Origin of the sequence: Micromonospora echinofusca (assembly GCF_017614955.1) — a bacterium.
GTDB lineage: Bacteria > Actinomycetota > Actinomycetes > Mycobacteriales > Micromonosporaceae > Micromonospora > Micromonospora echinofusca_A.
The window spans coordinates 1-12,589 of the sequence record NZ_WVUH01000217.1 but is presented as its reverse complement, the minus strand read 5'-3'; the positions used below and the strand labels follow the sequence as shown (position 1 = coordinate 12,589).

The following is a 12,589-nucleotide window of genomic DNA, read 5'->3' as shown; positions in this document are numbered from 1 at the left end:
GGACCAGGGCCGGGGGCGGGGCTTCGGCGGTGGCGGTGGGCGCGCCGGCGGTCGCGGCCGAGCCGACCAGCGCCACCAGGGCGAGGGTACGGACGAAGAGACGACGATGCATGGGCAGATGCTGCCATGAAGATATCTGCCAACGCAGCATCCCGGGCGAAGGTTTTTTCCAGATCAGATGGGTCGGGAAGGGCCGGGTGGCTCCTCCGGCTCGCCCCGGTAGCGCCGTCCCGCGCTCAGCAGGAGCGGGGCGACGGCTGCCGCGAGTGCGCCGCCGACGAGTGGGAAGACGATGAAGACCCAGAGTTGGCGCAGCGCGGTGCCGCCCTCGAAGAGTGCCGGACCGAACGACCGGGCCGGGTTGACGGAGGTGCCGTCGAGGGTGATCCCGACCAGGTGGACGACGGCCAGAGCGAGGCCGATGGCCAGTCCGGCGAAGCCGGCGTGCTCGACCCGGCTGGTCACCACCAGGACCACCAGGACGAACAGGAAGGTCAGGACGGTCTCCAGCACCATCGTCCCGCCGAGGTTGATGTGCTTGCCGTAGCCGTTGGTGCCGAGGGTGCCGGTCTGGTCGACCACCGCACCCCAGCGGGTCAGCCCCCAGAGGACGAACCCGGCGACGGTCGCGCCGAGGAACTGGGCGATCCAGTACGCCACCGCGCCGGCTGGTGAGATCTTGCCGGACAGCAGCACGCCCAGGGTCACCGCCGGGTTGACGTGGCTGCCGGAGAGCGGGCCGATCGTGTAGACCAGCGCCAGCATGATGAAGCCGAACGCCAGGGCGACCACCACCACACCGCCCTCCTGGCGGGCCGCCACCGCGCTGCCCACGCCGAAGAAGACCAGCAGCAGCGCGCCGAGGAACTCGGCGGCGTATCGGCGTGAATCATCCACTACGTCATGATAGGGAGGATTTGCGGGTGCGGTGGAAACTCCGGGCGGATCGCCGGTTCCCGGTGGCCAGGTCGGGGGAGACGAGCCGTTCCGTTTGACGGATCGGCCGGTAGCGGGCAACGTGGGGTCCGAGGGGCCCGTCAGCTGCCCTGTCCCGTCGACCGCGACGACCTGCGGCGACCGTCTTCTCCCGCCGTGTGCTCGTGAGCGGGCTGAGCCAAGCCTGCGCCGACGGCCACGATCCGCGATACCACGAGGAGTTCGAGATGCTCACCATGACCGACAACGCCGTGCTGGTGATCCGTGACCTGACCGCCCAGCAGTCGGTACCCGAGAAGGGCGGACTGCGGATCGCCTCCGATCCTGCGGCGGGCTCGCTCTCGATCGAGCTGGTACCGCAGCCCACCCAGGGTGACCAGGTGGTCGACAGCAACGGGGCCCGGGTCTTCCTCGACTCCGGTGCGGCCGAACTGCTCAACGACACCTCGATGGACGCCGAGGTCGACGACGAGGGGGTCATCCAGTTCGGGTTCACTGAGAAGCCGGCCTGACCGGGTACCGGTCCGGCGGGTCGGTTCCCGTGCCGGTCCGGCAGGTCGGGTCCCGTCCCGGCAGGTCCGTCGACGGTCCGGTCCGGTGGGCGGGTGGTGTCAGCCGGCCCGCCGGTCCGCTCCGCCCCGGGGCGGCCAGCCCGACCGGTCACCGCGGGTGGCCCGCCGGCCGGTACGTCCGTGACCGGACCGGCGTCCGCCGGGCGGTTCGTGGCCGGGGTCCGACTGCCGGTCCGCCGGTGCCGGCCGCCGCAGGTCGGTCAACACCTGCGTCAGGTGGTGCGAGGTGCTCCACGCGGTCCAGTTGCTGGTCGACCCGGGACCCGCCGCGTGCCGGGCCCGCCGCAGGATCTCGTGGTCACCCCAGGAGAAACCGGCGCCGGCCGGTGGCCAGTACGGCGCGGAGACCAGGGTCCGGCACAGGTCGGTGAAGCGGTGGTCACCCCGGCCGCCCCGGCGCGACCACCGGTAGACCCACCAGGTCTCCTCGGCGGTGTAGGCCATCGTGGGCAGCCGGTCGGCCGGTACGTCGAACGCCGGCAGCGCGGACCGCAGACCGTAGTCACCGAAGTCGACCCGGAGATCGACCAGTTGCCGCCACAGTAACCAGTCCCAGCGCGGCAACCGGGCCACCTCGTCGGTGGGCAGCGTGCCGAGGGTCGGCGGCATGGCCCCGGCGGTCACGGTCACCGATCGCCAGGCGTGCCGGTGGGCCCAGTTGACCAGCCGGCGGGCCCGGGGTTCGGCGGTCCGCACGTCGGCCGCGCAGCAGACGTCGGCCAGGTCGATGACCAGGTCGCACTGCTCGGGTACCAGGCCGGTCAGCCGCCAGATCCGTTCCACCGATGCGGTCGCGGCATCCGGCCCGCCCCGGTCGTGCCGGGTCCGGAGCCGCACCACGGCCCGGCGGAGCCAGGCCCGACTCGCCTCGCCGTGCCGGGTCAGCCGCTGGTCGCTCTCCGCGAGCCCGATCACCGGCAGCAGGGGTACGCCCCAGCGCGTCAGGTCGACGTCCGTGGCGTCACCGGGGTCGACCCCGACGACGAGCCCGCCGGGGAGCCGGGAGCGCAACTCGGCGGCGAGGTCCGGCGCGGCCCGGCCGGTCGGGATCTCCAGCAGCGGGGTGAGGAACGGCACCTCGCTGCCGTCGAGGTGACCCAACGCCTCCAGTTCGCCCCGTCCACCGTGGAGCACCGGACGGTAGTGCGGTGCCGTCCGATCGGTGTGGCCGGGCCCCATACCTCAATCTAGCCACCCATCGGTGAATGTCACAGGGTCGATGTCCGGGTGGGGCCGGTGTCGCGGAGCGGACCGAAATCCGGGCGACCGGCCGGCCGGCGGGCCGTAGCATCGGGCGATGCCCGAGGCGCCCTTCCGATACCGATCCCCCGACGAGGACAGCGCCCGGTGGCACGGGTTCCCCTTCCGGGACGGGGACATCGTCATCAGTACCCGGTCGAAGTGCGGCACCACCTGGGCGCAGATGATCTGTGCGCTGCTGGTGCTGCAGACCCCGGAGCTGCCGGCACCGTTGACCACGCTGTCACCGTGGCTGGACTGGCTGGTGGAGCCGCGCGACGAGGTGTACGCCCGGCTCGCCGCCCAGCGGCACCGCCGGTTCGTCAAGACCCACACCCCGCTGGACGGGGTACCGCAGGATCCCCGGGTGACCTACCTGGTGGTGGCCCGGCATCCGCTCGACATGGCCGTCTCCCTCTACCACCAGGGCGCCAACATCGACCGGGTCCGACTGGCCGAGCTGACCGGTCGGTCGGCGCCGACCGGGCCGGCACCGCGCCGCCCGGACGTACCCGAGTGGTTGCGCTCCTGGATCGACCGGGACGTGGATCCGCGCGAGGAGCTGGACTCCCTGCCCGGTGTGCTCTGGCACTACCGGGACGCCTGGGCCCGGCGGGACGAGCCGAACGTGGTGCTGGTGCACTACGACGACCTGTCGGCGGACCTGGCCGGCCAGATGCGTCGCCTCGCGGACCGGCTCGGCATCGACGTACCGGCACCGCGCTGGCCGCAGCTCGTCGAGGCGGCGACCTTCGACCGGATGCGCGTCCGGGCCGATCTGCTGGTGCCGGACCCGTTGGGGGTGCTCAAGGACCGGGACGCCTTCTTCCGCCGGGGCGGCTCCGGGGCCGCCCGGGAGCTGCTCGGCGCCGACGACCTGGCCCGGTACCGGGCCAGGGTGGCCGGGTCGGTGCCGGCGGACCTGCTGGACTGGCTGCACCGGGGCCGCTGACCCGAGGGACCGGCCGGCCCGGAGTTGCCGTCGTCGATTGACAGCGGGGCGGGGCAGTGATGGCATGGACGGGCGCGGAAGGCCGGGCATGGGTTGGGCACCCACTGCCAGTCGTCAGACGACCCTGCCTGGAAGGCGCACGATGCACCTCTTCCCGTCCCGCCGCGCATCCGGTCCCGGTGCGCGCCGGTCCGTTCCGTCCCCCGTCATCCCGTCGACCGACCCCGGCGTCCGCCGGTCGACCCGGACCCCGCTGCCCCGGTCGACCCCGGCCCGGGTCCGCCGGTCGGCGCTCGCCGCCCTGGTCGCCGGCGCGGTCGCCGCGCTGCTGGTCAGCCAGCTTCCGGCCCGGGCGCTGGTACCGGGCGACCCGCCTGCACCGGTCACCGGCAACGCCACCTACTTCGACAGCCTCGGTTCCCCGTACGGCGGCTGCGGGCTGCCGCAGGGCGAACTGGACTCGCCGCACTTCCTCGCGCTCAACGTGTACGACACCCCGGGTGACTACACGTCCTACCCGCCCCGGCCGATCCCACCCAGCATGGCCGACAAGATCGGCCTGTGGAACAACGGCCTGAACTGTGGCCGGTACATCCGGGTCTCCATCGGGGACTTCTGCACCGGGCTGAACGACGGTGCCCCCGGGCAGCCGTTCTGCCGTAACGGGTCCTGGGTGCCGGACGCCTACAACGGTGCCACGCTGACCATGCTGGTGGCGGACAGTTGCGGCGACGGCAACGCCTGGTGCCGGGACGACCGGTACCACCTGGACCTCGCCACCGCCTCGCTGAACCAGTTCGTGAAGAACGGGGCGCCGGTCGGCGACCTGTACCCGGACCACTGGGGCAACCGCCGGATCCAGTGGGAGTTCGTGCCGGCGCCGAACTACTCGGGCGACATCCGGATCGGCTTCCTGCAGGGTGCCCAGCGCCACTGGCCGGCGATCGCGGTGTCGCACCTGGCCAACGGCATCCACGGCGTCGAGTACCTGAGCAACGGCAGTTGGCAGCCGGCGCAGATGAACAGCGACATGGGGCAGTCGTACATCCTCGGCGCGACCGTCCCCGGTGGCACCGACTTCCAGATCCGGGTCCGGGACGCCGCGGGCACGCTCGTCAACAACGGCCGGGTGTACCGGTTCTCCCTGCCGGCCTCCTGCGGTGACCGGTGTGCGGCGGCGTACACCCAGGTCAGCTACACCACCTCGGACGGCTCGGGGCCGACGACCGGTCCGAGCCCGACGGTCGACCCGAGCCCGTCGGCGACGGCCAGCCCGACGCCGACGGGTACGCCGGCCGGTGGCTGCTCCGCGAGCTACGCGGTCACCGGTAGCTGGTCCGGTGGCTACCAGGCCGAGATCACGGTACGCAACACCGGTTCCTCGGCGATCGGTGGCTGGTCGACTGTGCTGTCGTTCCCCGGCAGCCAGCAGGTGGCGAACTACTGGAACGCCACGGTGACCCAGTCCGGTCAGCGGGTCTCGGCGACCAACGTGGGCTACAACGGTGTGCTGGCGCCGGGTGGTACGACCACCTGGGGCATGGTGGTCAACGGTGCGGACCAGCCACCCGGCGGGCTGACCTGCTCGGTGCGCTGACGCGACGGGGCGCCCCCGGTCGGCACCGGGGGCGCCCCTGCCGGTCGGACGTCACCGCTCAGTCGTCGTCCCGGTCGTCGTCATCGTCGTCGTTGTCGTCATCGTCGTCGGCCGGCTCCTGCTCCGCCTGCACCACGGAACCGTCGTGCCGGTCCACCTCGATCTCGTGTTCGGTCGTGCCGTTGAGGATCTCCACACTCCACACGTCACGGTCGTGTTCCCGTTCGGCCTCGATCTCGGTGATCTGCCCGCCACCGGCCCGGGCCAGCGCGATCTCCCCGGCCCGCTGCGGACTGACCTGGTCCCCGGTGGTCGGGGTGGTGCCGGTCGGCGCCGGGGCGGTGCCGGCGGGACTGCCGGGCGCGGGGCCGGTCGCCGACGGCTGACCGTCCGGCGTGGGGGCGAGCGTCGCGGCGGCGAGTGCGGGCCGGGCAGCGTCCCGCCCGGTGGTGGCGACGCCGAGGGCGGTACCGGTCACCGCGAGGACGGCTGCGGCGCCGGTGGCCGCCACGATCAGGGACGTGCGCTTCATCGTTACCTCCGAGGTCTCCGTGGCTACCTCAGGAGCGTGCCGCGCGGGCGGATAGCGGTGCGCTGTGTGGACCCTAACGCCCGGTTAAGAAATCCGTGCCCGGTCAGCGGGGCGGACCGAGGTGCAGCCGGACGACGGCACCACCGCCAACCCTGCCGCCCAGCTCCAGCCGCCCCCCGCTGGCCTGCGCCGCCCGCCGGGCGATGTCCAGGCCGAGCCCGGTGGAGTCGTTCCCGCTGACCCCCCGTCGGACCAGTCCCGGCGGTATCCCCGGCCCCTCGTCGGCCACGGTCAGCACCGCCCCGCCGCCCTGCCGGGTGAGCCGGACCCGGAAGGCGGTGCCGTCCGGGGTGTGCGCGAAGACGTTGGCGAGCAGCGCGTCCACTCCGGCGGCCAGGTCGTCGGCGGCCACCGGAACCGGCAGTGGCCCGTCGGCCAGGTCCAGGGTCACCGTCCGGCCGGTGTCCTCGGCGAGTACCGACCAGAACGCCACCCGCTCGCCGACCACCTCGGCGGCGTCGCAGGTGCCGGCGCGGGGCGGCGCAGCCCGCCACCGGGCCTGCCGGATCAGGCCGGTCACCGTACGTTCCAGGGCGTCCACCCCGGCGGTGATCCGGGCGGCGTCGTCGGGGTCGCGTAGCGACTCGGCCTCCAATCGGAGCGCGGTCAGCGGGGTCCGCAGCCGGTGGGACAGGTCGGCCACCTGCTCGCGTTCCTCCCGCAGCAGCACCTGGATGCGGTCGGCGAGGTGGTTCAGGGCGCCGGCCACCTCCCGCAGTTCGGCCGGGCCGGTCGGGGCGGCGCGGGCGGTCAGCTCGGCGTTGGCGAGCCGGTGGGAGACCCCGGACAGGGCCACGATCGGCCGGACCAGGCTGCGGGCCAGCCGGTCGGCGACCAGCAGTCCGAGCAGGAGCAGCAGGACGCCGAGTCCGGCCAGGACCAGCCAGGACCGGGTGACGCCGCTGGTCAGCTCGTCCTCGTCGACCACGGTGCGGATCACCGTGGTGCCGCCGGGTCGGCCCTGCACGGCGATGACCACCTCGCGTCCGTCGTCGGTCCGGGCGGTCAGGCTCTGGCCCCGGGCGGCGAGGGCGACCGCCGGGGTACGGGCGGCCGGGGTACCCAGGACCGACCCGTCGGGCAGGAAGATGCTGACCGGCCGCCCCGACTCGGCGACGAGCTGCTCGACGGTGAGCCGGACGGTCGCCGGGTCGGCGGTACCGACCACCGGGACGAGCCCCTGCACGTCGGCGGTGGCGCGGACGGTGGCCCGGTCCTCGGCGACGGTACGTACCAGCAGGGCGAGCGGGACCAGGAAGGCGATCACGGTCAGGCAGGTGGTCGCCGCGACGAGCAGCGCCAGCCGGCGCCTCACCGGCCCGGCTCCGGAGCGTCCAGGCGTACCCCGACCCCGCGTACGGTGTGCAGGTAGCGCGGCTGCTGGGCGCTCTCCCCGAGCTTGCGGCGCAGCCAGGACAGGTGGACGTCGACCGTCTTGTCCGCGCCGCCGTACGGGATCTGCCACACCTCGGTGAGCAGTTCCCGTTTGGTCACCACCTGACCCGCCCGGGTGGCCAGGTGGTGCAGCAGGTCGAACTCCCGGGGGGTGAGCGCGACCGGGGCGCCGTCGAGGCGTACCTCCCGGGCGCCGGGGTCGATGGTCAGCCCGCCGACGGCGAGGTGCCGGTCGGCGGTGTCGCCGGCCGGGGCGGCGCGGCGCAGCACCGCCCGGATCCGGGCGTCGAGCTGCGCGGCGGTGAAGGGTTTGACCAGGTAGTCGTCGGCGCCCGCGTCGAGTACCCGGACGATCTCCGGCTCGTCGTCACGGGCGGTGGCCACGATGACCGGTACCCGGCTCACCGCGCGCAGCATCCGCAGCAGTTCGCGGCCGTCCAGGTCGGGCAGGCCGAGGTCGAGGACGACCAGGTCGGGCCGGTCGTCGAGGGCGTCGCGGAGCCCGTCCATCGCGCCGGTCGCGGCGGCGACGGCGTGTCCCCGGTCGCGGAGCGCCCGGAGCAGGGGGATCCGGATGGTCGGGTCGTCCTCGATCAGCAGCAGGCGGGCCACCCTCCGCAGGGTAGCCGCTCCGGGTGGGGGCGGCCGGGGTCGTTAACCGTCCGTTAGGGCTCACCGGGCCGGGTCTTAGCCGACGGTCGGGCATAGTCGGGGGATGGGTCGCCGTACGCTCCTCGCCGTGCTGGGCTGGCTGGCCGCCGCCGTGCTCGCCACCGGGATCGGGCTGGGGGCGATCCGGCTGGTGGGGGAGAGCATCACCGGTACGCCCGGCGGGGTGCGCGATGCCGCCGAGGTGGAGCGGGCGCTGGCCGGGTCGCCGGAGCCGACCCCGGAGCCCGGGGCCCCGTCCGCCGGTCCGACCGATCCACCGGGGGGCTCCGGTACCCGGCGGTCGTTCGTGGTGCGGGGCGGCAGCGTGGTGGCCGAGTGCGCCGGCCGGGAGGTCCGGCTGGTCTCCTGGGCTCCGGCGCCGGGTTACCGGGTGAAGGAGGCGGACCGGGGCCCGGACGACGACGTGGAGGTCACGTTCGACGGCCCGGGTGGCCGGTCCGAGGTGCGGATCGTCTGTTCCGGGGGCGTACCGGTGGTCGGCGCAGACGACTGAGGTGGACATTCGGGCAATAGTTGAGCCTTGCTCGTTTTTCTAGGCACCTGTCCAAGATTGTACAAATCTGCTGCTGGCTGGCGGGTGTTCCAGCGGAATAACCTATGGACATAAATAAGTATTGATCGTGCTCAACGGTAGAAGTCTGGGCAGATCAGTACGAGGCGGACCTCCGCTGCGGATTCCGCCACCCCGTCCACCGCAAGGAGCACCCATGTCCGACAAGTCCGCGCAGCCCGTCGACCAGATCACCGACCAGCCGGCACCGACCGAGGCCGAGCTGGGCGAGGCCGGGGCCGCGCTCGTCCCCGCCACCGTCTCCGGCATGCCCCCCACCGCGCAGGTCTTCTTCGCCGTCGTCGAATCCACCGGGGTCCTGGTGCGGGGCTTCGGTGCCGTGGCCACCCTGCGGCTCGGCGTGGGCACCTACCAGGTCACCTTCAGCCACGACATGACCCGCTCGGCCTTCGTCGCGACCACCGGGTTCACCGGCAGCGTCGGAGCGCCGCCGGACGGCCGGGTGACCGTGGTCGGCCGGGCCGGTGTGCCGAACGCCGCCTTCGTGCAGACCAGGGACGGCGCCGGCAACCTCGCCGACCGCGCCTTCCACATGGTGGCCGCCTCCTGACGGTCCACCACGGAACGGGCCCCCGTCGTGGCCGGTCCCCCGTGCCGGGGCCGCGACGGGGGCCGCCCGACCCCCGTCGTCACCTGCGTGGAGGTGGCCGACGACCCCTCCGGCGCCGCTCCGGCCGGACACGAGCGCGCGGCGGCGCCCGACCCGTGGTCGTCGCGTCGCCGCGCTCTGGCCGTCTCCCGCCACCGCAGCCCTTGCGGCGGTACGCCGGCGGGGACCTGGCTCGACCGGCCCGTCCCGCCGGTCCCTGGTTTCTCTTCCCGTCCCGACCGGGGACAAACCTGCCGGTGAGGCAGATCCGGTCCGCGCGTGACCGGATGCTCCGCCGGGTAAGCCAGGACCATGGAGCATTTCACTATCGCCACCGTCGCCGAGAAGAGCCCGGATTTCCGGCGGGTCCTCTGGACCGGGGAGCACACCCAACTGGTCGTGATGACCATCCCGCCGGGCGGTGAGATCGGCGAGGAGGTGCACGAGGACACCGACCAGATCCTCACCTTCGTCAGCGGGGTGGGGGAGGCGCGGGTCGCCGGTGAGACGAAGCCGGTGGCCCAGGGCGACCTGGTGGTCGTACCGGCCGGCACCAAGCACAACTTCGTGAACACCGGCCCGAACCCGCTGGTGCTCTACACCGTCTACGGGCCACCGGAGCACGCCGACCAGGCGGTGCACCGGACCAGGAAGGAGGCCGACGAGCGGGAGGCGGCCGGCCAGGACGAGCCGCCCACCGCCTGACGCCGGCCGTGGACGGCCTGAGGCCCACCGCCTGACGCGCACCGTGTGACGCCGGGCGCGGGAGGCCCACGGTTTACGGCACGCCGGGTCGGGTACGCCCCGGCGTGCCGTACCGTCCGCAGCTCGCCGACTACGGCTTCCTGTCGGACTGCCGGTCGGGTGCCCTGGTCGGCCTGACCGGTTCCGTCGACTGGTGGTGCCCGTCCCGGTTCGACAGTCCCTCGGTCTTCGGGCGGATCCTCGACCCGACCGCCGGGCACTGGTCGCTGGCCCCGGCCGGAGCGGGTCTCCCCGGGCACCGGGTCCGCCGGGAGTACCTCCCGGACACCCTGGTGCTGCGTACCGTGCACGACACCCCGGACGGCAGCGTCGCGGTGACCGACGCGCTCGCCGCGCAACCCGGCGCCCGGGGGCACGAACTGGGCCTGAACTCCCCGGCGGTGCTGCTGCGGGTCGTCGAGGGGCTGCGCGGGACGGTACCGATGCGCAGCGAGTTCGTGCCCCGGCCCGAGTACGGGCTGCTCACGCCGTACCTGCACGGGCTGCCCGGCGACGCGGTACTGGCCGCCGCCGGACCGGTCACCCTCACCCTGCGGGCCGGGGTGCCGTTGCGCCCCGGGGACAGCCGGGTGGTCACCCCGTTCCGGGTCTCCGCCGGTCAGACGATCGGCTTCGACCTGTCCTACGCCCCGGCGTACGGGGGGCCACCGACCCTGCTGGAGCCGGTCGCCGCGCTGGCCGAGACGGTCCGGGCCTGGCAGGCGTTCCGCGAGACGCACCGCTACGACGGGCGGTACGCCCCGCTGGTCCGGCACAGCGCGACCGTCCTCCAGGGGCTGACCTACGCGCCCAGCGGTGCCGTGGTGGCCGCGCCGACCACCTCGCTTCCCGAGCGGATCGGCGGCGACCGCAACTACGACTACCGCTACTCGTGGTTACGGGACTTCGCGATGACCCTGCGGGCGTTCTGGGTGGCAGCCTGCCCGGACGAGGCGTCCCGGCTCTTCGCCTGGGTGGCCCGCTCGATCGGCCGGATCGGGGACGCCCCGGTGCCGGTGATGTTCGGCCTGGCGGGGGAGCGGGACATCTCCGAACACGAACTCGACCATCTCGCCGGGTACGCGGACAGCCGGCCGGTCCGGGTCGGCAACGACGCCTGGCGGCAGCGCCAACTGGACGTGCCCGGTGAGGTGATCTCGGCGGTCTGGCGGCTGCACCACCTGCTCGGCACGGAGCTGGACGTCGAGCTGCGGGAAATGGTGATCGATCTGGCCGGGCAGGTCGCGGCGACCTGGCACCTGCCGGACCGGGGGATGTGGGAGACCCGGGACGTCGACCGGCACTACGTGTCGTCCAAGGTGCTCTGCTGGGTGGCGTTGGACCGGGCGGTACGACTGGCGCCCCGGCTGGGTGACCGGGCCGAGCCGGCCCGTTGGGCGCGGGTCCGGGACGAGATCCGCGCGGCGGTGCTGGAGCAGGGCTGGAACGAGCGGGTCGGTGCGTACACCGGCGCGTTCGGGTCGCCCGAACTGGACGCGTCGGTGCTGTTCCTGCCGGTGGTGCACTTCCTCCCGGCGGACGATCCCCGGATGCGCGCCACCATCGGGGTCGTGGAACGGGAGCTCGGTACCGCCGACGGGCTGGTCCGGCGCTGGTCCACCGACCCGGCGGGCTTCGTGCTCTGCTCGTTCTGGCTGGTCGAGTGCCTGGTGATGGCCGGTGAGCACGAGCGGGGCCGGGTGCTGTTCGAGAAGGTGGTGGCCCGGGCCAACGACGTGGGCCTGTTCGCCGAGCAGATCGACCCGGACAGCGGCGCCCACCTGGGCAACATGCCGCAGGCGTTGTCCCACATCGGGTTGATCAACGCGGCCTGGCGGCTGACCGATCCCACCACCGCATGACGGTGCGTAGCGGTCGGGGATGTGACGGCTGCAACATTCCTGCAACCGGGCAGCATTGACGGTGATCGCGATCACGCCTAGCCTGGCCTCTGCGGGAAAGCCCTTTCCTGGCCACCGGGCACCGGGTACGCCCCGGTCGCAGCGGTACGACGACCGAACACGGTGCCGGCACTCCACGGAACGGTTCAAGGAGGACCTAGTGCGGAATAGACGATCGGCACACCGGCGCGGCCTGCTCCTCGCCGCCGGTGCCGCCGCGACCGCGGTCGCCCTCGTCGCCGGCTTCGGCGCCACGGCACACGCCGCGACCCTGTTCGGTGACGACTTCGGCGACGGCAACGCCGACGGCTGGTCCAAGTCCGGTGGCACCTGGACGGTCAGCTCCGGCGAGCTGACCCAGTCCGCCACCGGCAGCGAACTCGCCCGGCAGTTCGCCGGCAACACGGCCTGGACCGACTACCAGGTCCAGGCGCGGGTCAAGCCGGTCGCGTACGGCGCGAACGGCCTGGTCGGCATCGCCGCCCGGGCCAGCAGTTCCACCAAGATGTACCGGCTGGCGCTGTTCAGCGGCGGTCGCGCCGAACTCCAGGCGGTCAACGGCAGCCAGATCTCCTCGCTCGGCTCGGCCAGCGTCGCGGTGGGCACCGGCACCTGGGCCACCCTGCGGATCGAGGCCAGCGGCACCACCATCCGGGGCTTCGTCAACGGCACCCAGGTCGGCTCCGGCACCGACAGCATGGAGGACAACGGCCGGGTCGCCCTGGTCACCGCGTACGCCGCCGCCACCTTCGACGACGTCGTGGCCAGCGACAACGGCAGCACGCCGACCACGCCGCCGACCACCACCGCACCGCCGACCACCCCGCCA

General features: G+C 73.3%; 13 protein-coding genes. 8 read left to right on the top strand and 5 right to left on the bottom strand.

Annotation, left to right across the window (positions count from 1 at the left end):
• Positions 1 to 174 precede the first annotated feature (174 nt).
• Positions 175 to 897, bottom strand: coding sequence for an MIP/aquaporin family protein (locus GSF22_RS22115; protein ID WP_208815651.1), 723 nt, complete (start codon positions 895 to 897; stop codon positions 175 to 177).
• 266 nt (positions 898 to 1,163) lie between these two features.
• Here GSF22_RS22115 and GSF22_RS22110 point away from each other — a divergent pair, with 266 nt between their 5' ends.
• Positions 1,164 to 1,448: a HesB/IscA family protein gene (locus GSF22_RS22110; RefSeq protein ID WP_208815652.1), complete on the top strand. Its 285-nt coding sequence runs from the start codon at positions 1,164 to 1,166 to the stop codon at positions 1,446 to 1,448.
• A 99-nt stretch (positions 1,449 to 1,547) separates the two neighbouring features.
• Here GSF22_RS22110 and GSF22_RS22105 read toward each other — a convergent pair whose 3' ends face one another.
• The gene (locus GSF22_RS22105) at positions 1,548 to 2,642 is read right to left on the bottom strand and encodes a beta family protein (RefSeq protein ID WP_307804206.1); all 1,095 of its coding nucleotides are present in this window, start codon (positions 2,640 to 2,642) and stop codon (positions 1,548 to 1,550) included.
• 163 nt (positions 2,643 to 2,805) lie between these two features.
• Here GSF22_RS22105 and GSF22_RS22100 point away from each other — a divergent pair, with 163 nt between their 5' ends.
• Complete coding sequence (locus tag GSF22_RS22100; RefSeq protein WP_208815649.1) at positions 2,806 to 3,699, top strand: sulfotransferase domain-containing protein; 894 nt, start codon at positions 2,806 to 2,808, stop codon at positions 3,697 to 3,699.
• A 142-nt stretch (positions 3,700 to 3,841) separates the two neighbouring features.
• Positions 3,842 to 5,296 carry a cellulose binding domain-containing protein gene (locus tag GSF22_RS22095; protein ID WP_208815648.1) on the top strand — a complete coding sequence of 485 codons (1,455 nt, stop codon included), beginning with the start codon at positions 3,842 to 3,844 and terminating at the stop codon, positions 5,294 to 5,296.
• 58 nt (positions 5,297 to 5,354) lie between these two features.
• Here GSF22_RS22095 and GSF22_RS22090 read toward each other — a convergent pair whose 3' ends face one another.
• The 3 genes from GSF22_RS22090 to GSF22_RS22080 all read right to left on the bottom strand — a co-directional run bounded on the left by GSF22_RS22090 (position 5,355) and on the right by GSF22_RS22080 (position 7,895).
• Entirely contained in the window at positions 5,355 to 5,828 is a 474-nt protein-coding gene (locus GSF22_RS22090; protein ID WP_208815647.1) for a PepSY domain-containing protein, read from the bottom strand.
• A gap of 103 nt (positions 5,829 to 5,931) precedes the next feature.
• Positions 5,932 to 7,203 carry a sensor histidine kinase gene (locus GSF22_RS22085; RefSeq protein ID WP_208815646.1) on the bottom strand — a complete coding sequence of 424 codons (1,272 nt, stop codon included), beginning with the start codon at positions 7,201 to 7,203 and terminating at the stop codon, positions 5,932 to 5,934.
• The gene (locus GSF22_RS22080; protein WP_208815645.1) at positions 7,200 to 7,895 is read right to left on the bottom strand and encodes a response regulator transcription factor; all 696 of its coding nucleotides are present in this window, start codon (positions 7,893 to 7,895) and stop codon (positions 7,200 to 7,202) included. Before GSF22_RS22080 ends, GSF22_RS22085 begins: the two co-directional genes overlap by 4 nt.
• Before the next feature lie 103 nt (positions 7,896 to 7,998).
• Between GSF22_RS22080 and GSF22_RS22075 the strand changes: the two genes are divergently transcribed.
• The 5 genes from GSF22_RS22075 to GSF22_RS22055 all read left to right on the top strand — a co-directional run.
• Positions 7,999 to 8,448 (top strand): septum formation initiator, encoded by a 450-nt coding sequence (locus GSF22_RS22075; protein WP_208815644.1) that lies wholly within the window; start codon positions 7,999 to 8,001, stop codon positions 8,446 to 8,448.
• A 214-nt stretch (positions 8,449 to 8,662) separates the two neighbouring features.
• Positions 8,663 to 9,076 carry a hypothetical protein gene (locus GSF22_RS22070; RefSeq protein ID WP_208815643.1) on the top strand — a complete coding sequence of 138 codons (414 nt, stop codon included), beginning with the start codon at positions 8,663 to 8,665 and terminating at the stop codon, positions 9,074 to 9,076.
• Between the two features lie 351 nt (positions 9,077 to 9,427).
• The gene (locus GSF22_RS22065; protein ID WP_208815642.1) at positions 9,428 to 9,820 is read left to right on the top strand and encodes a cupin domain-containing protein; all 393 of its coding nucleotides are present in this window, start codon (positions 9,428 to 9,430) and stop codon (positions 9,818 to 9,820) included.
• Between the two features lie 104 nt (positions 9,821 to 9,924).
• Complete coding sequence (locus GSF22_RS22060) at positions 9,925 to 11,721, top strand: glycoside hydrolase family 15 protein (RefSeq protein WP_208815641.1); 1,797 nt, start codon at positions 9,925 to 9,927, stop codon at positions 11,719 to 11,721.
• 199 nt (positions 11,722 to 11,920) lie between these two features.
• Positions 11,921 to 12,589 (top strand): family 16 glycoside hydrolase (locus GSF22_RS22055; RefSeq protein WP_208815640.1); only part of this gene is annotated, 669 nt, incomplete at its 3' end.

Excerpts from the sequence above, each read along its gene's own strand:
- GSF22_RS22110 (WP_208815652.1), top strand. The coding sequence starts at position 1,164 with ATGCTCACCATGACCGACAACGCCGTGCTGGTGATCCGTGACCTGACC.
- GSF22_RS22100 (WP_208815649.1), top strand. The coding sequence starts at position 2,806 with ATGCCCGAGGCGCCCTTCCGATACCGATCCCCCGACGAGGACAGCGCC.
- GSF22_RS22095 (WP_208815648.1), top strand. The coding sequence starts at position 3,842 with ATGCACCTCTTCCCGTCCCGCCGCGCATCCGGTCCCGGTGCGCGCCGG.
- GSF22_RS22090 (WP_208815647.1), bottom strand. The coding sequence starts at position 5,828 with ATGAAGCGCACGTCCCTGATCGTGGCGGCCACCGGCGCCGCAGCCGTC.
- GSF22_RS22075 (WP_208815644.1), top strand. The coding sequence starts at position 7,999 with ATGGGTCGCCGTACGCTCCTCGCCGTGCTGGGCTGGCTGGCCGCCGCC.
- GSF22_RS22070 (WP_208815643.1), top strand. The coding sequence starts at position 8,663 with ATGTCCGACAAGTCCGCGCAGCCCGTCGACCAGATCACCGACCAGCCG.
- GSF22_RS22065 (WP_208815642.1), top strand. The coding sequence starts at position 9,428 with ATGGAGCATTTCACTATCGCCACCGTCGCCGAGAAGAGCCCGGATTTC.